17 protein-coding genes are annotated in these 22085 nt (G+C 54.2%); all 17 read right to left on the bottom strand.

Annotated elements, in window-relative coordinates; genetic code table 11:
- Nucleotides 1-188 precede the first annotated feature (188 nt).
- A complete protein-coding gene (locus E1757_RS08305; RefSeq protein WP_133226548.1) occupies nucleotides 189-1028 on the bottom strand; it encodes a carbohydrate ABC transporter permease in 840 nt (279 codons plus the stop codon).
- Complete coding sequence (locus tag E1757_RS08300) at nucleotides 1025-1891, bottom strand: carbohydrate ABC transporter permease (RefSeq protein WP_133226546.1); 867 nt, start codon at nucleotides 1889-1891, stop codon at nucleotides 1025-1027. Before E1757_RS08300 ends, E1757_RS08305 begins: the two co-directional genes overlap by 4 nt.
- Before the next feature lie 82 nt (nucleotides 1892-1973).
- The gene (locus E1757_RS08295; protein WP_133226544.1) at nucleotides 1974-3326 is read right to left on the bottom strand and encodes an ABC transporter substrate-binding protein; all 1353 of its coding nucleotides are present in this window, start codon (nucleotides 3324-3326) and stop codon (nucleotides 1974-1976) included.
- Between the two features lie 209 nt (nucleotides 3327-3535).
- Nucleotides 3536-5095 (bottom strand): response regulator transcription factor, encoded by a 1560-nt coding sequence (locus E1757_RS08290; protein ID WP_133226542.1) that lies wholly within the window; start codon nucleotides 5093-5095, stop codon nucleotides 3536-3538.
- On the bottom strand, nucleotides 5092-6921 hold the full coding sequence (locus E1757_RS08285) for a cache domain-containing sensor histidine kinase (protein ID WP_133226540.1): 1830 nt from the start codon (nucleotides 6919-6921) through the stop codon (nucleotides 5092-5094). The genes E1757_RS08290 and E1757_RS08285 overlap by 4 nt, the downstream gene beginning before the upstream one ends.
- A gap of 24 nt (nucleotides 6922-6945) precedes the next feature.
- Nucleotides 6946-7839 carry an AraC family transcriptional regulator gene (locus tag E1757_RS08280; RefSeq protein ID WP_165972006.1) on the bottom strand — a complete coding sequence of 298 codons (894 nt, stop codon included), beginning with the start codon at nucleotides 7837-7839 and terminating at the stop codon, nucleotides 6946-6948.
- A gap of 219 nt (nucleotides 7840-8058) precedes the next feature.
- Nucleotides 8059-9852: a cache domain-containing sensor histidine kinase gene (locus E1757_RS08275; protein ID WP_133226536.1), complete on the bottom strand. Its 1794-nt coding sequence runs from the start codon at nucleotides 9850-9852 to the stop codon at nucleotides 8059-8061.
- Nucleotides 9849-11438 carry a response regulator transcription factor gene (locus E1757_RS08270; protein WP_133226534.1) on the bottom strand — a complete coding sequence of 530 codons (1590 nt, stop codon included), beginning with the start codon at nucleotides 11436-11438 and terminating at the stop codon, nucleotides 9849-9851. The genes E1757_RS08275 and E1757_RS08270 overlap by 4 nt, the downstream gene beginning before the upstream one ends.
- A gap of 221 nt (nucleotides 11439-11659) precedes the next feature.
- Nucleotides 11660-13084 (bottom strand): extracellular solute-binding protein, encoded by a 1425-nt coding sequence (locus E1757_RS08265; RefSeq protein ID WP_165972005.1) that lies wholly within the window; start codon nucleotides 13082-13084, stop codon nucleotides 11660-11662.
- Nucleotides 13085-13196: 112 nt separating this feature from the next.
- Nucleotides 13197-14681 carry an aldehyde dehydrogenase family protein gene (locus tag E1757_RS08260; RefSeq protein ID WP_133226530.1) on the bottom strand — a complete coding sequence of 495 codons (1485 nt, stop codon included), beginning with the start codon at nucleotides 14679-14681 and terminating at the stop codon, nucleotides 13197-13199.
- Nucleotides 14682-14706: 25 nt separating this feature from the next.
- Entirely contained in the window at nucleotides 14707-15870 is a 1164-nt protein-coding gene (locus tag E1757_RS08255; RefSeq protein WP_133226528.1) for an iron-containing alcohol dehydrogenase, read from the bottom strand.
- Between the two features lie 112 nt (nucleotides 15871-15982).
- Nucleotides 15983-16669, bottom strand: a complete 687-nt coding sequence (locus E1757_RS08250; RefSeq protein WP_133226526.1) for an RraA family protein — start codon at nucleotides 16667-16669, stop codon at nucleotides 15983-15985.
- 75 nt (nucleotides 16670-16744) lie between these two features.
- Complete coding sequence (locus tag E1757_RS08245) at nucleotides 16745-17437, bottom strand: RraA family protein (protein ID WP_133226698.1); 693 nt, start codon at nucleotides 17435-17437, stop codon at nucleotides 16745-16747.
- Nucleotides 17438-17568: 131 nt separating this feature from the next.
- The gene (locus E1757_RS08240; protein WP_133226524.1) at nucleotides 17569-18408 is read right to left on the bottom strand and encodes a carbohydrate ABC transporter permease; all 840 of its coding nucleotides are present in this window, start codon (nucleotides 18406-18408) and stop codon (nucleotides 17569-17571) included.
- A 14-nt stretch (nucleotides 18409-18422) separates the two neighbouring features.
- Nucleotides 18423-19313 (bottom strand): carbohydrate ABC transporter permease, encoded by an 891-nt coding sequence (locus E1757_RS08235; RefSeq protein ID WP_133226522.1) that lies wholly within the window; start codon nucleotides 19311-19313, stop codon nucleotides 18423-18425.
- A 117-nt stretch (nucleotides 19314-19430) separates the two neighbouring features.
- The gene (locus E1757_RS08230) at nucleotides 19431-20774 is read right to left on the bottom strand and encodes an ABC transporter substrate-binding protein (protein WP_133226520.1); all 1344 of its coding nucleotides are present in this window, start codon (nucleotides 20772-20774) and stop codon (nucleotides 19431-19433) included.
- Between the two features lie 695 nt (nucleotides 20775-21469).
- Entirely contained in the window at nucleotides 21470-22054 is a 585-nt protein-coding gene (locus E1757_RS08225) for an HAD-IA family hydrolase (RefSeq protein ID WP_342774520.1), read from the bottom strand.
- Between the last annotated feature and the right edge of the window lie 31 nt (nucleotides 22055-22085).

Below are 22085 nucleotides of genomic sequence, written 5' to 3'. Positions count from 1 at the left end.
CCCCCTAATCGCTTCATGCATGAAGTCGGCCTTGCCTGAAGGAGCCGATCGGTTAATAATAAAATGCTTAGCAGCTCTGTTCGGCCTTCATATCTTCATCATAATGCGCTCCGGACCGGTTATCATTGTTCATTCAGCCATTCGAATAGCCGATGCGGCCGGAACGGCAGGCGATATTTCCGGCCCGGCTAACCCTTCACGGAGCCAGCCGTCATGCCGGCGACGATCTTCTTATTGAAAAAAATAAACAAAATGAGCGGCGGGATCGAGATGAGCACGACATCCGCGAACAGCAGATTCCACGATGTTATGTACATGCTCATGAAATTGTACAGCGTCAGCTGAACGGTCGCATTTTCCGAGCCCGGCAAAAAATAGAGCGGATTGACGAAATCGTTAAAAATGTTTACCGCCTGGATGATGACGATCGTTGAAGTTACCGGCTTCAGGAGCGGAAATATAATGTAGGTGTACAGCCTCAATCCGCCGCAGCCGTCCATAAAGGCGCTTTCGTCAATATCCCGTGGTATGGTAGCCGTGAACGCTTTGTATAAAATAGCGCAAAACGGGAAATGCAGCGCGATTTCAACCAGGGTGAGACCCGTCAGCGTTTTGAACAAGCCGACCGAATTGAGCACCCAAATCGTCGGCACAACCGCAGGCGGAATCATTAAACCGGCCAGCACCAAAAAGTTGAACGTCGAGGAAGCCTTGCCCCTCTCTCTGCGCTGCAGCACAAAGCCGGCCAACGAGCTGACGATCACCAGACCGACGACCGATAAGATGGTAAGCAGCGTACTGTTGTAAAAGGCTCGGACGAGCATGTTGTCGGCGGCGGTCAGCACCGATTTGTAGTTGTCGATAATATGCAAGGTGTCCGGCCATTTCATGTTCATATCCGCCGCTTTCGTGCTCGATTTGAACGAATTGACGATGACGAAATAAAAGGGCACCCAGAAAATGAGCGTTGAAAGCAGAAGCATGATCGCGCTGACCGCTATTTTTTGCAGCTTGGCACCTTGGCTCATAGGTCCACCTCTCTCCGGTTCAGAAACATGTACAGCGGAAACGCCAATACCGAGATGCCGATAAACAAAATGACGTTGCCGGCAGTGGCGAGGCCGTAAAATCCGGCTTGATACTGCTTATAAATGATCGAAGCGATAAGGTCGGTTGAAAAGCCGGGCCCCCCCTTCGTCATTGCCCAGATCAGGTCGAAGGTGCGCAAACCGCCGATAAACGCCAAAATAATGACCGAGTTCATCGCCGGACGGCTGAGCGGCAGCGTAATATGCCAAAACCCTTTCAGCGCGTTGCCCCCGTCGATTTTAAGCGCTTCGTAGTAATGCAGCGGAATCGCCATAATACCCGCGATGTAAATAACGGTAGCGATCCCGACGCCTTTCCAGACATCCACGAAGGCGACGGACAGCAGCGCCAGCTTCGTATTGCCGAGCCAGTCCGGTCCTTCGATGCCCATGGCGGCCAGCGCGGTGTTGATGACCCCCTGAGTCGGATGCATCATCGTGCTGAAGGCGATCCCAACGGCGATCGTACTGAGCAGCGTCGGGAAAAACACCATCGAGCGGAAGTAATCTTTAAACCAGATCCGGGACGTCAATATGGTTGCGAGCAGCAGCGCCAAAACCACCTTCAGGGCGCAGGTCACGACCGCGAAGATCAGCGTGTTCTTGAAGCCGATCTGCAGCGACGATTCCTCGAAAAACATTTTGTAATTGTCAAATCCGATAAACTGCCATTTCGTCAACGTCCAGCGGGTCAGGCTGAAAAAAAACGACATCACGGTCGGCAGCAAATAAAAGACGAAATAAATGATGCCGGCGGGCAGTAAAAATAAATACGAATACATCCGTTTTTGCGCTATTCTCATCATGATCTCCTTCCGGTTTGTGCTCTTCTTATCGAACCGGCCCTGCAAACAGCCGCTTGCAGGGCCGATGAAGCTTTATTGGTTACCAGCCCGGAAGGTTCAGCTGCTGAGCCTGCTTCTTGACATCCTTGTCATAATCGGCCGCTCCGTCCGCAGCGGACTTTTGACCGGTTCCGACTTCGATCAGGATGCTCTCCAGGTTCGGTCCTTTGACGGGCGATACGAACTCCAGCGCAGGCGATGTTTTGCCGCTGTCGAAGTACGGCTGCATATCTTTGACCCCTTCGTACGCGTCATCGGGAACCTTGACCCCTTTGACGACATAGGGTCCGTTCGCCTTGCTCTTGGACATATACGCCTTCTGCCCTTCGGGCGACATGTAAAATTCGATGAATTTTTTGGCGGCGTCGATGTTTTTGCCCTTCTTGTTGATATAATAGGAGCCCGGCATCCAGACGGTGAAGCCGTTGATGTTCGGATCGTCGCTAGGCGTCGGGAAGACGCCGATATCTTTGACCTTATCCGGGTAATTTTGCGCAAGCGCATCGATGGCGCTGGTCAGCATCGGGTATTGGACGCCCGTTCCTTCGGCCAGCATTTTCAATCCTGCATCATAGGTCGTGGCCAGGAAATCTTTGTTATAATAGCCTTTCTTGAACACCTCACTCGTCATTTCGAAGCCGCGCAGCGCGGCCGGAGTTGTCGCAAATTTGGCTTTGTTGGCCGTGTAATCCTGCACGAAGTTCGGCACTTTAGCCTGCACGTTGTAATGGTTGCCCAGCACGAACAGCTGAGACGTCCAGGTCGTCTTGTAGGAGCCGATGATCGCGGTTTTGCCCGCAGCCTTGATTTTATCGCTGTTGGCGATAAATTCCGCCCATGTTTTCGGCACGGTCAGGCCGAGCTCGGCGTACACTTTCTTGTTGTAGAGCACGCCGCCTACATTCGACGAGCCGACCGGAACACCGAAAACTTTGCCGTTTGCAGATACGGTCTGCTTGTACGAATCGAGCAGGTTGGCAACGTACGGTTCGTTCGCCAAATCGACGAAGTTTTCTTCCGGATTAAGCGCTTGCAGCAGCGATCCGGAATTGTAGGACAAAATATCGGCCATTTCACCCGTCGCCAGGCGCGTTTTGACCAGGTTATCACCCTCCGTGCCATCCGGCTTGATGTCGAATTTGATCTTGATGTTCAGCTTCTTCTCGGCTTCCGCAGCAACAGCCTGGGTAGCCGGATAGGCGGTTCCAGTCGATCCGATCAGCAGCGTCAGCGTCACCGGCTCGGCCGGCTTGTTCGGTGCCGGCGTTGACGAAGCCGGGCTGGCGGGTGCCGGCGAATTGCCGGCGGCAGGCTGGGATGAAGAGCAGCCTGCGAATAAGGTTGAAAGTAAAGCGGTGTAAGCACAAGCAGTCAAAATTTTAGCTCGACTCATTAGGTTTCCTCCTTAGCGTTTTCAAGACAAAAGCTTCATCATGCGTTGGTCTTCGACCCCACAGAACCGATATTTGGATCCGGTTGTATGCGATTGTCCGTGGTCTAAGTAAATTGTACGTACGCCTCCGCCGTTTGCCTACATGCGATTTGTACCGATTCAGGGGGGTGATTTTTCCTTTTTGTAAGCGTTTTTAATAAAACCTGGAATCATTGCCTTTGGTTGTTCCGGGTCGAACGGCTGAGGCTGACATCGCTCTGCTTACGGCGTCTTGCATACATCATCGGCGTTTCGCCGACCAGCTTTTTGAACAAGGCGCTGAAATGCTTGGCATCCTCATATCCGACGAGCTCGCTTACTTCCTGCAGGCGCTCCACTCCGGCATTCAGCAGCTCTTTCGCTTTGCGTATCCGGTAATTGGCCACGTAGTCGGAGAACGTTATTCCGGTCTGGCTTTTGAACATTCGGGACAAATAACCGAGGCTGACATGATGCTCGGCCGCAAACTGCTGCAGTGAAATCGTTCCCTGATAATGCTGGTGGATCTGCTGAAGCAGCACGGGAATGAGTCCCTTCGGATTCAAATCGTCCGGCTCCTGCCCGCAGTACAGGGCGACGATCGTCTCGTCCAGCCATTCGAACAGCCGTTCGAAATCGACGAGGCCGTTCAGCGTTCCCGCCTCCTCCTGCACCTCATGGATGCTGATCATCCCTTTCCTCGCGGTAAGCCATTTAAATTTCAACGAATACAGCATATCGTGGATAAACAGCTTGAGCTGATGTTTCGTGACGCGCTGCTGCTCGAACTGCTTCAATAGCTGCCGCAGCACCGACCGGCCTTTAAACAGGTCGCCCTTCTTGAAATGCGTTTCCATCACGCGAACCTTTTCCCATATGCCGTCGAGCTCCAGTCCCCTCTGCTTGGAACCCGGAACCACGAAGGTCGGCTGAGCGAACGCTATTTGCTCCTCCATGTCCGATTTCAATGCGGCGAACGCTTCGAATAACGGGCAAGCCCCGGATTTAAAGGCGTAGCCCAAATGGGCCGGAACCGGCAGCAGCTGCAACTGATGAAAAATTTGCGATAATTGCGAATGGATCGCCCCCGATTGCGCGGGATCGGTCTGCGGAATGAGCAGCACGCGCTGCCGGCAGTTTAAATCAACACCGAATACATCTTGATTATGAGTCGAAGAGGTAGCGAACCGCCGCTTTAAATCGGCCATATGGAACCATGTTTGATTCCATCCTTTCAATGTTCCCGTCGTCTCCAGCAAAAGAAGCACGATATAGCAGTCACTCGAATTTACGGCGCGAAATGCCGCATGATCGGGAACATCCGACGTCAACAGCATTTGCGCGATCGATCCGTTCAACCATTCCTCAGTCCGTTTAACGTCCGTCTCAATGGCCGCAATCGCATTGTCTACAGCTTTGTACAGAACATCCTTCTTGACCGGCTTCAGCAAATAGTCGGAAACTCCGTATTTCATTCCCTGCCGTGCATACTCGAACTGGTCGTGCACGCTCAATATCATGCATTTGATCGCCGGATCGAGCCGATACAGCTGCTCAATAAGCTCCAGACCGTCGATTCCCGGCATATTGATGTCGGTCACGACCAGCTGCGGGCGAATCTTGACTGCCGCCGCCAAGGCATCGTCGCCGTTCTCGAATGCAAATACCTGGTGGCGGGTCTCGTATACCTGAAACAGCTGTGCCAGCTCGGCCAACGCCCAACGTTCATCCTCGACGACGAAAATATTCATAGCGCCGCTTCCTCCCCTCGCTGATTATGCGGAGCTGCGGCGAGCGGGATCGTCAATGCGACCTTCGTTCCCTCGCCGGGTTTGCTTGACAGCTCCAGGCCGTACGGTTTTCCGTAAAACAGCTGAATGCGTTGGTGAATATTGAGGAGCCCGATGCCTTGTGTCGCATCGCGAACCGGATGATGCGAGAGGGAAGCGTCCAAATCGTATCGCAGCTTCGCGAGCTCGGTCTCCGCTATTCCTTCTCCGTTATCGGAAACGGTTGCGATCAACGTCTCGTTCTGCAGCCAGGCGCGAATCGTGATGCAGCCTCCCGCCTTCACGCGCCGCAAGCCGTGGTTAACGGCGTTCTCGATCAGCGGCTGAAGGGTCAGCTTTAAAATCGGGGTCTGGCGCAGCCCTTCGGGAATCTCGCACCGAAGCTCCAGCCGGTTGCCGAACCGGTGCTGCTGGATGTTGAAGTAATTGAGGATATGATCGATCTCTTCCCCGAGCGTAACCGGATGGTGCAAGTTTTTCATGCTGTATTGAAACAGACCGGCCAGCGATTCAGAAATTTCGGCCACTTCCTCAACGCCCCGCAATCGGCTGATCGACTTCATAATGTTGAGCGTATTGTATAAGAAATGAGGATTGATTTGCGCATGCAGCGCCGACAGTTGGGCGCTCTTCTCGGCCAGCTTCGATTCGTAAACCTCATGGATCAACCGCGAAATGCTGTCCAACATATGGTTGTACATCCGGCTTAACCGTCCGATTTCGTTTCTGCCCGCATACTCCATCCTTTGATTGAAATCGCCCAGCTCGACCCGGGACATTTTGCGCATCAGCTTGTTTAGCGGAAGCGTAATTTGATGGGACAGCATATAGGACACCGCCGCAATGAGCAGCATCGTCACCAATCCGACGATGACGACGATATCCTGAATCCGCTTCTGCTTGAGCAGCAGCACATGCTTCGGAATGAGAATGACCGTGCTCCAACCGGTATAGCTGGAGGTTTCGATCGTATACAAATAAGGAACGTTCTTCCACAGAAGCTCTCCATTCGTTTTGGATCGGCTGAAAACGGCAGTCTCGAATACGGATCGCGGCCGACCGCTCTGGCCTGCTCCATTCTCGAAGATAACCTGCCCTTCGTCGTTCACAATCAGCACATGCATCTGGTTATCGATTTCGCTTGCTTTCGTGTTGGCCAGCACCATTTTGAAGGCGTTCACATTGACATTGATGCTGGCGAGGCCGATAATCGTCTGGGTCGGAATTTTTGTAATTTTGCGGATAAACGATACCGTATTGCCGGTCGGCTCGCCATTGGACGGCTCCTCGTGGGTAGGCAGCAGCAGGAATGGTCTGCCGTTCAGCTCGCCCGCAATACGCCGCACCTCGTCGAATGACAGCGAGTCGGTCAGTTTCGGGTTGACCAGCTTTGAATAGTAATACCAATGACCGTCCAGCGTATATATGGAGATGCTCTGCACGTAAGTTTTGGGGTAGGAAAAATTGAACAGCACGGGATTGAGCTTGTAGCCTATCGCTTCCTTCTCAATCGGGTCCGCGGTTTTATAGAAATCGAACAGACTGCCCTGGATGGCAGGGTCAATGGAGATTGACAGCGATAGCTCCTCGATATTTTGCATGTACAGATCAATCATTTCGGAGAACTGTTTGGCAATAATTTTCGACAAGGAGAGCGTCTGATTTTTGATGTCGCCTGTGTTCGTAAAATAAAAGATGACGCAGGTGATTCCGACGATAAACAGCGATACGACGGAAAACGAAATGAACATTTTCGTTTTCAGCATCAAGTCATTCCAGCGCTTCATCGGCGTTGCCCTCACGCCGCGCCGTCAGGACGATTCCCTGTATTTTCCAGGCGAACAACCTACCTGTCGCTGAAACAACCGGCTGAAAAACGCCGGATCCTCGTACCCGACCCGCCCTGCGATCGTGATCACCTTCTCGTCGGTTTCCAGCAGCAGATGCTTCGCCCGTTCGATGCGGATCTGATGGATCATATTGACAACGGACATGCCTGCCGTTTCTTTGAAAATCCGGTTCAACTGCCGCGGACTTATATTAAACAGCTCGCATAAATCGGGGATCGTCACTTTCTTGTCATAATACCGTTCAAGGTAGCCGCAAATGCGGCGCACCAGCAGCTGCTTCGATTGGCTGCGGACAGTTGTTTTGCCGTTCCCTCCTTCCGCTTGCCCGTAAGCGCGCGACAGCATGATCAGCAGCTCGACCATTTGCAGTCGAATCAGCGTTTCGCAGCCGCTCTGCCGGCTCTCGAACTCCTGCATGAGTGTTTCCAGCAAAAATAACGTGCGTACCGCATCCTGTCCGTTCAAGTTCAGCCTTCGGTGAAAGCGTTCTCTTTTGTCCAGAAACGGGTGCACGTAAAAATAATCCATCGACTGCGAAATGCCGAGATCGAGCAGCCAGCTGCTTTGAATCAGATCGGGCATGAACAGGCAATTAATAATTTCAATTTCCTGCCCCGGCTCAATGCTGTACGTATGCGCCTCGCCCGGATTAATAATGAACACGTCGCCCGCGCGCAACTCGTAATGGCTGCCGGCAAAAACATGCTGGGCGACTCCCCGTACGACATATACCAGCTCGACGAAATCATGTCCGTGCAGCTGCGGAACGTGCTCATGGTCATGGAAATACCGGCGAATCCAAAACGGAAACGATTGTTCTTTAATATACTGGCTGCTGTGCAACAAATTTACCATGATCATACCTCCAGACAGTTCTCATTCCTTTTGCAAGGTCATTCCAATCCAGGGGTGCAACTATACTTCTATCATACGTTACGTTTTCAATTTCAACATGGTCGATTCAGACATTCTTATAGCGTAATTATACCTGATTGGGGAGAATCGGGAATAGACTCGCGGGAACAAAACAAAACCCGGAGCGGGATTGTCCGGGCTTACGGGGAGGGATTTGCGCTACATGTTTTTAGGGAGAGACGCGATAACGGTAAATCCCCGGTCTTCCCGCCGGTTGATCTGGATGCCGTAATCGGTGCCGTACAGCATCTGGAGCCGGTCGTGAATATTTTTAAGGCCTAACGATTTGCCTGTGCCCGCCATATGCGGATCGGCCGAATGCTTCAATGAGAAGCGGATTTCCTCTATTTTCTCGTAACTGACGACAGCTCCGTCGTCCTCTACGCCGATATGCAGGCTTTGATCGCCCGATTTGGCCCATATGGTAATGGTACCGTATTCTTCCTTCGTTTCGATGCCGTGATAGATCGCATTTTCGACGAGCGGCTGAATGATCAGCTTCGGGATTTGACATTGCAGCAGCTCCTCCCCTATATGGTAAACAAGCTCGAACCGGTCGCCGTAGCGAAATTTCTGGATGCTGATGTAATCCTTCACATGCTGCATCTCCTCATACAGGCTGACAATTGCGGCGCCTTTAATGCTGAACCGGAATATTTTGGCCAGACTGATCGCCATATCGCCGATTTCGGGAGCCTTGTGGATGTCGGACAGCCATTTGATCGACTGCAGCGTATTGTACAAGAAATGCGGATTAATTTGCGCTTCCAGCGAGGCGAGCTCGGCTTCCTTCTGCTTAATGTTGGATATGTACACGGACGAGATAAGGTGCTGGATTTCGCCGATCATAATATTGAAATGCTTGTTCAATGTGCCGATCTCATCCGAATCCTTCACTTTGGCACGAACCGACAAATTACCCTCGGACGCCTTCTCCATCAGCCGGATTAAATTGCGGACAGGCTTCGTAATGCGCCGTGCGGCAAAAAAGGCGATGACCGTGCTTGTAACCGTCGTAATAAGGGCGAGCAGCAATATGATGTTTTTGACCCGGTTGGCGTCGACAAACAGCTCGTTGACGGGAATAACTGTAATCATTTTCCAGCCAGTCGTATGGATGGTAGCGAAAGCGACGAGCTTCTCAATTCCGTTTTCACGATAAAAGTAATGCCCGCTATCTTCAATAAAGGCGTCGCTGAACATCGCGGCCTGTTCCCGGTCCAGCTTGCCGGTAACAAGACTCTTGTCACTGGCCGAAATGACGCCGCTGCTGCTGTCCAGCACATATGTATAGCCGCCGGGGGAAATATTGCCGGAGGTGTACACATTTTCGAGCGATCGTTCGTTTAAATCCATCCATAGCACGCCGAGCAGCGTGCCGTAGGGACTTTTTATTTTTTTCAACAGAGTGACGACATTGGCGTTGGAGCTTTTCGTGTAGCCCGATACCTTGTGGGCCGGAGACCACATCACATCGATTGCGGATTGCGCCATAAACAGCTGATACCAGTCGTACGCTTTAAAATCCGGGTTATCGAGCAGTTGGTTGGCGGAGGAAAATATGGCGCCGTCCGTACGAATCAAATAAAGCCCGTTCATATCGTTGCGGTATATGGCGTATTTGTTCAGCTCATCCTCAATTTCGTGTCCCAGAACGTTTTTGTCGTATTCGGTCGCGTTGCCGTAAGCCGCAATGGCTTCCTTAAACGGGTTCGGCTTGCTGTAGGAATCGAACAGAATGGTGCTGAGCGCTTTCTCCGCGTCCTCCAATATGACCTCGGAATTCAGCGACAATTGATGAACGGTCTGCTTGATGGAGCGGCTGACGTTATTGTTGATGATCTGGGTAGCGACCGTGTAGCCGAAATAACTGACGATCGTCAGCGGCAGCACGATCAAACTGAGGAATGACAGCATCAAGCGGACGAATAAATTGATTCGGGCACGCTTCATGGCACCACTTTCCTGTATTCGCTCGGCGTCATCCCGGTATGCCTTTTGAACATTTGGCCAAAATGCCGGAAGTCCCTGTAGCCGACCTCGTCGGCGATTTCGTAGTTTTTTAATGCGGTGTTGCGAAACAGCTCCTTCGCCTTGTCCATGCGCAAATCGGTGAGAAAATCGGAAAAGTTGCGGCCGGTTTCCTGGACGAACAAATAGCTTAAATAGCTGCGGTTGAGGTACACATGATTCGCCGCGTCCGCCAACGAAATGTCGTGTCTGAAATTCACATTCAAATAATCGATCACATCGCGGATCACCTTCGTGTACGGTCTGAGGAATGTGCTCTGCACCGCCAGGCAGGCTTTATGAAATACATCGTTCATGCGTTCAATAACATCCTCCAGCGTATCGCAAAAATAAAGCGTTTCCCTCACCTGCTCGTCGATTTCGCTTTCCGCGCCTCCGCGTTCGTTATAAACCGATTCCAATATGCCGGCCATATCCCAAAAATACGCCTCGATGCTATCGGGGCTGTACGCTTCCCCGCCCGCAAGCAGCCGCAACGCCTCCTTCAGCTTCTGCTCTACGGGCTGAATATCGCCAATTGCAAGCGCTTGAAACAGCGTCTTCAAACAGTCGGCTCCAGGACGCGGAAATGCCGTCAGCTCGGGAGCGTCGGATAAGGAAAACATTCGCCGTTCGGGCTGTATCCAGCGCAGCATCAAGGCTCGCGACGCCTCGACGTAGCTGCGGCGCAGTCCGGCCGCCCCGCTGTCATGGATGCTGCCGATACCCCATGCCGTCTGTACCCGGATATATTCGGTAAGCGCTTTCTGCGCTTGGCTCACGAAACGCTTCAGCGTTTGAGGATCGCCAGGCCGCAGCACGAGGCAGAAGCTGCCAAGCCGCAAATCGACAAGCTCTCCGACCTGATGTATGCGCAGCAGCTCCTCCAATATATTTTGAACCGCATAATGAAGCAAACCGCCATCCCGGAAGACGGCGCTCTTTTGTTTAAACGAATGAATCTTGACGAGCGCGACTGCAGCTCCTCCCTTAAGCGTGCGGTCCAGACCGAGGAGACTGCTGTAGCGATCCAGCTCCAAGCTCGCCGTCTCGCCGAACAGCACGTCCTTCAGCACCTTTTGCCGGGCGATGCCGACGGTTTGCTCGAGCTTATAGGACAGGCTGGCCCGTTTCTGCCGGTCCTGCTGCGCCTCCGTAATTTCGTTCACGATCTTATCCATTGCCTGCGACAGGCTGTTCCCGTCGATCGGCTTCAATATATAGTCGGTAACGCCGTAAGAAATGCACTTTTTCGCGTAAGTGAAATCATCATAGCCGGAAATAATGATGACTTTGACATGATTCCATCGTTCCTTCACGATTCGGGACAGCTCCAGACCGTCGATTCCCGGCATTCTGACGTCGGTAAGCAGTATATCGGGCTGCTGCCGCTCCATCATTTGCAAAGCGATTCTCCCGTTCGGGGCCGTGGACACCTGGTGAACACCGTAGCCGTTCCAATTGAGCGCCAGCTCGATGCCTCGGCGCATCAGCGGCTCATCGTCAACAATCATGGCGGATAACTTCATGCGATCTCCTCCTGAGCTCAAGAAAGTTCTGCAAGAATAATGCCACTTCCAAACTTCGCATTTCCGATGCACGGTCCCTATTACGATAAGCGTTACCGGACGAGCCGGCTGACAGCAGCAAAATCAAGGTCGCCGTCTGTTCTTGCCGCGATTTCAAACAACTGGTCGGTCAGCGATGCGAGCGGCAAGGGCAGGCCATGACCTTCCTTACTTTTTTTGTATCATCCTTTCGGATCGACGCTCTTCATTTTGGCAAATTCGCTGTCCACTTCCTGCTGAGCCTGATTAAGCGCCTCTTGAGCCGGCGTATCCTTGAGCAGTACTTTTTCCATCGCCCGCGTCAGCGCAAATTTCGCGGTCGTAAACCAGATCGGCGACATCCGTTGGGCTTGGCCGACCATGCTGAACATTTTCTCATCCAGCGCATCCGGCTTGTAATCGGGGCCAAGCGCCTTCAACGATACCGGCATCATCGTTTTCGTTTCCCACAGGAATCGCTGTCCGTTGCCGACGGACATCCATTTTACGATCTCCCAGGCCAGTTCCTTGGCCTGGGCGTTTTTGACCATTTGCACGCGAATGCCGCCCAGAAAACCTCCCGATCCGTCCAATCCTTGGGGGATCATGGCGACGTCGTACCGGTCCGTCAGCTTGAGGGATCGGAATTTTTGCATCTGAATCGCCGGCAGGTTGATATAGATCGCAATATTGTTTCTCGGCGTCGACCATTTCTCTCCGCCCTGCCCCTGAATCATTCCCGGTGGCGCGAAAGGCATCAGCGACTTCAAATAGTTGGCCGCCTTCACCATGCCCTCGCTATTCAACGATACCCGGTTTAAATATTCCTTGTACCCCATCCGACCCATATCCGCGCCGAACGTATTGGCGATAATCGACACGTTGTAGCCGACGTGGTCGCTCGGAATCCGCATGAACACACCGTAGCACGTCTCGCCGGTAACCGGATTGATACCCGTCAGCCGCTTCGCCTTATCCGCTATTTCGTCCCAGGTCGGATGATCGGAAATGAACGGCACGCCAAAGTCTTGAAACAGCTTTTTATCGTAGTAAATGCCCGAAGCGTCAACGGCAATCGGCAGCGCGTTGTTGACGGGCTGGCCGGTTTTGTCCACCTCCAGCGGGCCGGTGAACAGCGATGGCGAGACGTAATGATCCTTGCTCCATTCCTTGTCCTTCTCCAGCCATGGCGACAAGTCTTCGCTCAAGCCCTGGTTCCACATAAACTTGCTGTCCGATTCGACGGAAACGTCGATTTGCCGCGACTCGATCAAAGCTTTCACCTTTGCCTGATGGTCTTTGTACGGGTACGTTACGACCTCGAAATCGATATTCGGGTAATCCAGCTTCAACCGCTTTTTCAGTTCATCGGCGCCGTAAACGGTGTCGCCCATCAATGGGTCAGGCGCCGTCTGGTCGTTCAAACCGACAAAGCCGATCCGGATTTTCCCTTTCAATTCGGGCTTGGCTTTAACCGGTGTCGACGTCCTCTCCGGCTTATCGGCCAAAGAATCATGGGCCCGTCCCCCGCGGGGTTCGGCCGCCGTCCCGCCGCAGCCCGCCGCCGAAAGCGCCAGAGCCGCAGCGAGGGCAATCAGCAGCGGCGAACGATGCATGGATCGATGCATGGCAAGTCCCTCCTTACCGTTGTATCTCACAAGTCTATTGTATCGCATACGGGCCCGCTTTGTTAGACTGTCGGAAGGCAGTGATAGAAGGCAGTGATGGAAGGCGCCGATGTCAGTACTGGAAGTAGACCGCTTTCGTTTCGGTGAAAAATTCCATGTTCGAATGCCCGATCGAAAAAGCGCCGAAGCCCGATTGTTTGACGCCGCCGAACGGCATATGCGCCTCGCTGGCCGTTCCATGATTGATATGGACCATGCCGGCTTGCAGCCTTTCGGCAAACCGGTAGGCGGCGGTCAAATCCCGCGTAAATACGGACGATGCCAAGCCATAGTCGGTATCGTTGGCCAGCTGCAGCGCCTCGTCAAGCGACTCCGCCGTCAGGACGGCCAGTACCGGACCGAAAATTTCTTCCCTGGCGACCCGCATGTCCGCCCTGACGCCGGTAAGCAGCGCGGGCTTCATAAATGCGCCCAAGGCCAGCTCTCCTTCCGTCAGCGGCTCGCCTCCACCGGCCAGCCGCGCTCCTTCCTCCAGGCCGATCCGCAAATAACGCTGCACCGATTCGAGATGGCTCCGGCTGACGAGCGGCCCCATCGTGCTGCCCTCCCGCGAAGCGGGGCCGACGACGAGACCGGCCATTTCGCTTTGCAGCGCTTCGATCAGCCTGTCCGCATAAGGCTCCAGCACGATGACCCGGCTGATCGCCGTACAGCGCTGCCCGCTGCAGGCGAAGGCGGCGGCGACGATCTGGCGGGCCGTAGCCGCCGGATCGTCCAAATCGAGCACGACGGCGGGATTTTTCCCGCCCAGCTCGAGCTGGGTCCGGGCCAGCCGCTTGGCCGCCTGCTCCTGGATCGAGATGCCGAGCGCGGTCGAGCCGGTGAACGAAATCCCTTTGACCAGCGGATGCTTGATCAGCGCGTCGCCCACCCGGCTGCCGCCTCCCGTGACCAGATTGACGACGCCGGGCGGGGTGCCGGCTTCCTGCAGCAGCTCCATTAGCCGGACGGATGTCCACGGCGTCAGCGATGCCGGCTTATAGACAACCGTGCAGCCGTACGCCATCGCCGGAGCTATTTTCCTGACCGGAGTGACGACGGGGAAATTCCACGGCGCAATCGCCGCAACGACGCCAAGCGGCTGGCGGACAATGGAATTCCATACGTTGGCGCGCTCGCTCGGCAGCGTCGCGCCGTCCATGCGCAGCGCCTCGCCGGCGGCAAAGCGCGCTTCCCTGGCTGCCCGCGTCACTTCGCCGCGCGATTCGGCAAGCACCTTGCCCTGCTCAGCGGAAAGCATAAAGCCAAGCTCCGTCCGGTTGCGCTCCAGCAGATCGGCGAATGCCATCAAAATTGCCGACCGGTCCGGCGCCGGCACCTTCGACCAGTCCGCGAACGCGGCATGCGCCGCCGTTACCGCTTCGTGGACGTCCTCCTCGCCGGAGCTCTGGAAATGGCCGAGCAGCTGCCCGCTGTCGGCCGGATTGTAGACGGCTGCCGTGCTGCCGCTCGCGCTCGGCTTCCATACGCCGTTGATCCAATTCCAATACGTCCCTCCGCTGTTTTCGTCAAGCCATTGGCTCAATTCGTTGGCCATTCGACTCTCTCCTCTCCGATCCCGGTCAGTTCATCGCTTTCCGGCATATTTGCTTCAAATCGTCCAGTGTCGGCTTGCGCGGATTCACCGGAACGTTGCCTGACAGCATCGCTTCTTCCGCGATGAAGCCGAGATGCTCCTCCCGCAGACCGAAATCGCTGAGCGTCTGCGCAATGCCTACATCCTTCTTCAGCATGCGCACGGCGTCGACGGCGCATTCCGCCGCCTCCCGTTCGGACAGGCGAACGGTCCGCTCGCCGAAGACCGCGGCAATTTCCGCAAATTTGGCGGTATTGCCGATCACGTTGAATTGCATGACCTCCTGCAGCAAAATCGCATTGACGGTGCCGTGCGGAATATGGAAATGCGCGCCGAGCGGCAGCGCAAGCGCATGCGCCAGCCCGAGCCGGGTCGAGTTGAACGCCATGGCGGCGATCAGGCTGGCCATCAGCATGTCGTGGCGAGCCTGAAGGTTTTCGCCCTGCACGACGGCCAGCCTCAGGCTCCGGGCAATCAGCTTCATCGCTTGTAACGCGAGCCCTTCAGAAATCGGCTGCGTCGCCTTATTGACATACGATTCGAGCGCATGGGTCAAGGCGTCCATGCCCGTTGCCGCCGTCACCTGCGGCGGCAAGCTGACGGTCAGCTCCGGATCGCACAGCGCCAGATCCGGACAGTTGAATGCGCTGCCGACGCTCAGCTTGACTTTATGGCTCCGGTCCGACAAAACCGACCAGATCGTCATTTCGCTCCCGGTCCCGGCCGTTGTCGGGACGGCGATGACGGGCGCGCCTTTGTGCGGCACTTTGTCAATCCCGACATAGTCGCGGATATGCCCGTCATTGCAGAGCATCAAGCCGATCGCTTTGGCCGTGTCGAGCGAGCTTCCGCCGCCGACGCCGATCACGATATCGCAGCCTGACGATTTTGCGGCCTCCGTGCCCTTTTCCACCGATTCGATGTCCGGATCGGATTGAATGTCCGAAAACAATTCGGATGGCACCGACGATTTCCGCAGCACGCCGCTCAGCCGGTCGGCAATGCCTGCCTTGACGACGCCGGGGTCGCCGACGATCAGCGCTTTGCGGCCGCCCAGCTTGCGTACATGATCGGCCAGCCCGTTGACGGCCCCGATCCCGAATTCGACGGCTGTCGGAATTTCATAGCGGAAAATACGGTTTAACTGCATACGGATGTCCTCCTTATCGGGTCGCTTACATACAGCATGCGGATATTTGCTTTGCGGCAACGCGCCGGCCGGCAAATATCCGCTTGCTTACAGCAGTTGAAATCAAGCTTTACTATACAACAGTATGGTCGAGCTCCCAGCCAAGCTGTTCATAAATTTTGCGGCGGCCGGCCTTATCGTTGTTCAGCTCCTGGTGGGCATACTTGGCAACCGAAACGGCGAGCTTGCGCGGTACGACAATGACACCGTCCCCGTCGGCCACAATAACGTCGCCCGTATTCACGACCACTCCGCCGATATTGACCGGCACATCGAGCGCGTCGAAGCGGATGCGGCCCTGGTCCATTTTTTGCGAAATGAATTTCGACCAGACGGGCACTTCCTGCATGATCACCTCGTCGGTATCCCTTACACCGCCGTTCGTCAAGTAGCCGACAATCCCGTCGCGAATTCCGGCAAGCGAGTTGTTCGAGCCTAGAATGCCAACGTCGACGCCGCTTTGGTCGAGAACCATGAAGTCGCCCTTCGTAATGCTTTTATGCCAAGGATCGTAGCAAACCTCCTTGTAGTACCATTTGGCCCATTGGGTATATTCCTCCGGGGTCAGCTTAGGCACCGACTCCTCGAAAGGCACGTAGCGGGCCGTTCTGGCAATCCCTACCACACGAGTTCGGAACAGCGGGCGAATTTCATAGTGCACCGAGCCGTAATGATGCATCATGTTCCAATCCATACCGTCGCGTACGTCCGCCACCCGCAAATCTTTATACAATTCCAAAATTTTCGCTCTATCGTCCATTTCAACCTCAACCTTCTTTCATTATTTTTTATATGGCCTTGCGCCTGCAGTCTTCCGATGAAGCAAAACAAACTTCTAGATCACCGACGCATCCAATTCCCGACCCATACTTTCATAAATCCGGCGGCGGCCCGCCTTGTCCGCCTTCAGTTCCTGATGCGCGTATTGGGCTACCTCCTTCGCAATTTTACGCGGTACGGCGATCACGCCGTCCCCGTCGGCCACGATCACATCGCCCGGCTGGATCACGACGCCCCCGATGTTGACCGGCACATCGTTTGCTTCAAACTGGATGCGGCCCTGATTCATTTTTTGCGAAATGAATTTGGACCAGACCGGCACCTTTTGCATAATAAGCTCATCCGTGTCGCGCACCCCGCCGTTCGTTATAAAGCCGACAGCGCCCTGCGCATAGTAGGCCAACGAGTTGTTCGAGCCGAGAATGCCGACGTCGACGCCGCTCTGATCGACAACGATGAAATCGCCGGGTTCGCTCGCCTTCATGCCGGGATTCGAGGTTATATTCGCATAATACCATTTGACCCAGTCGGTATATTCATCCGGGGTCAGCTTCGGAATTTCGTGCTGATACGGCACATATCTCGACGTCTGCGCTATCCCTACCGCTCTCGTACGAAACAGCGGGCGAATTTCGTGATGAATCGTGCCGTAATGATGCATCATGTTCCAATCCATCCCGTCCCGGACGTCGGCCACCCGCAAATCTTTGTACAGCTCCAGCAGTTCCTGCTTCTCGTCTTGCGACATTTTCAAATTGGCTCACTCCCATAATAGTTTTTATTTTTAATCCCCGTCCGCCATTTAGCTTTCAGGGAGCAAAAATCGTTTTCACAGTACGAAACATTACGATTCGCGAATTCATCCATTCCTTTGCTTGGCTACCCTTTCAAGCCGCCGGTCGATATGCCTTCGATCAAATACCGCTGGAAAAATATAAAAATTGCGAAAACCGGCACCAGCGACAAAATCGACATCGCGAACAATGCGCCCCAGGAGTTGTCCCCCATCGAGTCCGTAAACATCCGCAGCGCCAATGCGACGGGAAACAGCTTAATTTCGCTCACATACAGCAGCTGGCTGAAAAAATCGTTCCATGTCCAAATGAACGTAAAAATCGATGACGTCATCAGCGCCGGCACGGTTAGCGGAATGATCAGATGCCAGTACATTTTGAACGGACCGCAGCCGTCGATTTCCGCAGCCTGGTCGAGCTCGCGGGGCAGCGAGCGAATAAACTGCACGATTAGAAATATGAAAAACGCTTCGACTCCGAAAAATTTGGGCAGTATTAACGGCCAATACGTGTTCACCCAGCCGAATTTGTTAAACATGATATACTGCGGAATGACCGTCACATGGAACGGCAGCATGAGCGTCATCAGCATGATCGAAAAAAACGCCTTTTTCATAAAAAACTGCAGCCGGGCAAACGCATACGCCGCCATCGAGCACGAAATCAATGTCCCGATGATGCACATGGCCACAAGAAACAACGTATTTGCAAAAAACGTCCCGAACGTATACCCCGACAATCCCTTCCATCCTTGCTTGTAATTGTCAAACGTTATTTTCTCGGGGATCAGCGATGTGTTCGTAAAAATTTCCGTATTCTCCTTAAATGAGCTGACCAGCATCCACAGCAGCGGATAAATCATGATCAGACATCCGCAAATAATGAGTACATGCAGAGCGATACGTCTGGATTTGCCCATGGCCATAATCGAGATCACCTCTATTCCTGATAATGAACCCATCTCCCGGAAGTGGCGAATATGAGCGAAGTGATGATCGCAATCGTAACGAGCAGCATCCACGCCATCGCGGCCGCATACCCCATTTCGAACTGCGTAAAGCCTTTCTGGTACAGGTACAGCGTGTAAAACAAGGTCGAGTTCAGCGGACCGCCGGAGCCTCCGCTCACAATATAAGCGGGCGTAAACGCTTGAAAAGCATGTATGATCTGCATGATCAGATTGAAAAAGATGATCGGCGTCAGCATGGGAAAGGTGATGCTATGAAATTGCCTCCACCGTCCGGCACCGTCGATTCTCGAAGACTCGTACAAATCGGACGGGATTTGCTTCAAGCCGGCCAGAAATATAACCATCGACGAGCCGAACTGCCAGGTCGACAGCACAATCAACGTGTACAAGGCCGTGTTCGGCGTAGCGATCCAGTTCATGCCCTCCAGGCCGAAGCTGCGCAGGATGCTGTTGATGAGCCCGTCACCTCCGAACAGCTGTCTCCACAGCAACGCGATAGCGACGCTGCCGCCGAACAGCGAGGGCACATAGTAGATCGCCCGGTAAATCCGCAGTCCCCGGATGCCCCGATTCAGCAATAGCGCGATGGACAGCGCGAACGTTAGGGAGAGCGGTACGCCCAGCAGCACATACTCCGTCGTGACGGCGATGCTGGCCAAATATTTTTTGTCGTGGAACATTTCGATAAAGTTGCCGAGCCCGATCCATTTCGGAGCCGAAAACAGATCGTAGCGGGTAAATGCCAAATATAGCGAGAAGCCCATCGGGAAGGCGCTTAGACCGATAAAGCCGAGCAGCCATGGCGTGATGAAGACGTATCCGACCCAGCTGTTTTTCCATATGGATTTGATAGAGTTCATAGATTCGCTCCCTTGCTGCGGCCGAATGGAAATGGATGAAAGCGGATCGGCGGTGCTTGATCCGGATTGCCGCTTCCATTGCCATTTCCGTTGCGGCCTCCAGTATAGTTGGACGCCTTATTTGTTCAAAATAGCAGCGGCTTTGTCGACGAACTCTTGCGCGCCTTTTTCCACCGTGTTTTTCCCAAAGGAGATCGACTGCGCGGTTTCGGTAAGCAGCGTGCGCACCGCGCCTTGTCCGGCCGGAGGCAGCGGCAGCTGGCCGGCTGTTTTCAGGCTTGTCTGAATGGCGTCGATCGTTCTCTGCTCCGGCGGCGTCAGCAGCGGCTTGATCGTATCGTTCGCTTTGGTCGAGCCAAGCGCTCCCTGCTCCAGCTTGAACACTTTGACCGCTTCGTCATTGTTTACGAAAAAGCTCATAAATTCGGCGGCTTCCTTCGGATGCTTGGAGTTGGCGGAAATCGCCAAATACGCGCCCTCGATGAATTCGCCTTCTTTGCCCTTCGGATCGGTAGGTCTGCGGAGCGCCCGTACCTCGCCTTCTTTAATATAATTTTGATAAAGCGGAATCTGATTGAACGGGAACACGGTCAAAGCGACTTTGCCTTTTACGAACAACCCTTGATCCAATGAAACGTTCGAGTACTGCTCGGACGTCGCTGCATCCGGAATCGCTTTCATTTTGCGGAGCCGGTCCCACATGGAGAACCAGGCGACCATATCGTCTTTATCGACACCCAATTTTCCCTCCGCCGTAAACAGATCCTTCCCGCGTTGGCGGGCGAATACTTGAAGTCCCGTTATATCTCCGCCGGCATCGGTCGATGCCCATACCCCGTTGTCCTTGATCGCCTTTTGAAGCTCCGTCACCTTGGCGATAAAATCGTCCCATGTCCAGTTATAGTCGGGATATTTGACGCCCAGCTTGTCGAACATCGCGGTGTTGTATTCCCAGCCCGTCATCGTGACGCCCTGTGCGACCATGACGGTTTTGCCGTTGACCTTGCCGGCTTCCTGAACGGCGGGAGGGAAATTTTTCACATCCAGCGTCCCGTCCTGAATATATTTGCCCAAATCGAGCAGCGTATTACGGCGCGCATAATCGGCCACATACGTCGCATGCATCCCGATCACATCCGGCGCGTTGCCGCCGGCGGTTTGCGTGGTCAGCTTGTCCCAATAATCGTTGAAGGCGCCGAATTCCCGCACAATTTTGACATTCGGATGCTGCTTTTCGTACATATCGGCAATCGCGTTATATTTTTCGTGCCGTTTGCCGTCTCCCCACCAGGCGAAGCGGATCGATACCTGTTCCTGCTTTTTCGCTTCTGCGGGGGCCGGAGTCGCCGCCGGACCGTTAGCGCCGGCAGGCTTGGAGCCGCCGTCCCCGCTGCAGGCGGTCAATCCGGAGACGAGCATAACCGAAGCGGCGGCAGTTAGAAACGCTTTTTTATTTTTCATACGATGTACTCCTTCTTGTTAATAGTTTCCGACATTACTGGAGAGCCGCTTATGTCCCGTGCGGTCGTCATGCAGTCCGCAGCTCCTTGATGATTGCAGGGCCGGCGCTTCATCATGTCATGCCGCCCCCTTTATTCTGTGCATTATCGCTCCTTTCCGGATGCTGACTTGCCCGAAACCGAGCCCCTTGCAGCAGCGCCGTTCGTTGTAATTTCAATTATAAATCGTCCATGCGGCAATAATAGGCGGCCCGATTTGGATTATGTTGACTATGTTTGGTACATGCTCTTTTCGAGGCTGCGTCACCTGTAAAATGCGAGATAGTTTACGTCATGCGAGGAGCGTTTATCTGGATTAAGCCAAAAAAACCGCCCCGGCGTAATGTTTCACTACGCCGGGACGGCCTTGGTTTCTTCTTGGATTCATATACTTGCAGCGGTCAACGGGAAGGCTGTTCTGCTGCCTTCGTCTATTTTGCAGTAAATGGTGCGAATGAACGGCTGGCTCGCCCTATAACGACTCTCCAGTCCGATGCAACCTCGAAAGGGAGAATTGGGGCAAAATAACGTCATCTCAGTGCGTTACACCTCGGCCTCAATCGAACGGCACCTAGCACGGTCGAATACGGCGGGCCACAAGCCATTAGCGCGAACGTTAAACGATCTAGTCGAGCGAGCTTTCAGGAGCATGATTCATCATGTTCGTCCGTCTTGTCCGTCAACTCCGACCAACAGCCTTGTCACGGCAGCGGCCCAGCTTCCTGCCGAATCCGCCAGCACTGTCTGCCAGCCGAGCGCGGCCGCCGGGGGCAAATTTTTGGACTGGTCGTCCACATAGATAACGAGAGCCGTTTCACTGCCGAACCGTGAGCGGACATGCTCGAATATGCGCGCATCGGGTTTGCACAGCCCGACCTCGCTTGAGACGGTCATCGTGGCAATATACCGTTCATATGGCGCCAATACCGGCCGTACCCATTCCGCTCGATGGTTGCTCAGCAAATGAATATCGGCCCGTGCGCTCCACAGCGCAAGCTGCTCCAATGCGGGCAGCGGCTGAAGATTGGCGGCCAGCAGCTCGCGGGCTTGAGCGGTCGGCAGCGATGGGAGGCATTGCGCGAGCCATGTCCAGAACCGGTCCTCGCCGATGCGCCCGGTCCACAGCTCCTCCCGAAGGTCCTGCCTGAACCGTTCCTTCAGCTCCTCCCCGTTGACATGACCACAATCTTCCGCCTGCCGCCAAAACGCCAACGACAGATTGGTCAACAGCACGCCGCCAATATCCAGGACGAGCTGGGGCCGGTTTTTCGTT

The organism is Paenibacillus piri (assembly GCF_004354045.1).
Lineage (GTDB): Bacteria > Bacillota > Bacilli > Paenibacillales > NBRC-103111 > Paenibacillus_S > Paenibacillus_S piri.
The sequence above is the reverse complement of the archived record's forward strand: the minus strand, read 5'-3'. Positions and strand labels throughout refer to the sequence as shown.

Bases quoted from the DNA above. Each gene is read 5' to 3' on its own strand.
- E1757_RS08235 (WP_133226522.1), bottom strand. From the start codon at position 19,313: ATGAACTCTATCAAATCCATATGGAAAAACAGCTGGGTCGGATACGTC.
- E1757_RS08295 (WP_133226544.1), bottom strand. From the start codon at position 3,326: ATGAGTCGAGCTAAAATTTTGACTGCTTGTGCTTACACCGCTTTACTT.
- E1757_RS08260 (WP_133226530.1), bottom strand. From the start codon at position 14,681: ATGGCCAACGAATTGAGCCAATGGCTTGACGAAAACAGCGGAGGGACG.
- E1757_RS08255 (WP_133226528.1), bottom strand. From the start codon at position 15,870: ATGCAGTTAAACCGTATTTTCCGCTATGAAATTCCGACAGCCGTCGAA.
- E1757_RS08270 (WP_133226534.1), bottom strand. From the start codon at position 11,438: ATGAAGTTATCCGCCATGATTGTTGACGATGAGCCGCTGATGCGCCGA.
- E1757_RS08275 (WP_133226536.1), bottom strand. From the start codon at position 9,852: ATGAAGCGTGCCCGAATCAATTTATTCGTCCGCTTGATGCTGTCATTC.
- E1757_RS08250 (WP_133226526.1), bottom strand. From the start codon at position 16,669: ATGGACGATAGAGCGAAAATTTTGGAATTGTATAAAGATTTGCGGGTG.
- E1757_RS08240 (WP_133226524.1), bottom strand. From the start codon at position 18,408: ATGGCCATGGGCAAATCCAGACGTATCGCTCTGCATGTACTCATTATT.
- E1757_RS08300 (WP_133226546.1), bottom strand. From the start codon at position 1,891: ATGAGAATAGCGCAAAAACGGATGTATTCGTATTTATTTTTACTGCCC.
- E1757_RS08280 (WP_165972006.1), bottom strand. From the start codon at position 7,839: ATGGTAAATTTGTTGCACAGCAGCCAGTATATTAAAGAACAATCGTTT.
- E1757_RS08245 (WP_133226698.1), bottom strand. From the start codon at position 17,437: ATGTCGCAAGACGAGAAGCAGGAACTGCTGGAGCTGTACAAAGATTTG.
- E1757_RS08285 (WP_133226540.1), bottom strand. From the start codon at position 6,921: ATGAAGCGCTGGAATGACTTGATGCTGAAAACGAAAATGTTCATTTCG.
- E1757_RS08305 (WP_133226548.1), bottom strand. From the start codon at position 1,028: ATGAGCCAAGGTGCCAAGCTGCAAAAAATAGCGGTCAGCGCGATCATG.
- E1757_RS08230 (WP_133226520.1), bottom strand. From the start codon at position 20,774: ATGAAAAATAAAAAAGCGTTTCTAACTGCCGCCGCTTCGGTTATGCTC.
- E1757_RS08265 (WP_165972005.1), bottom strand. From the start codon at position 13,084: ATGCATCGATCCATGCATCGTTCGCCGCTGCTGATTGCCCTCGCTGCG.
- E1757_RS08290 (WP_133226542.1), bottom strand. From the start codon at position 5,095: ATGAATATTTTCGTCGTCGAGGATGAACGTTGGGCGTTGGCCGAGCTG.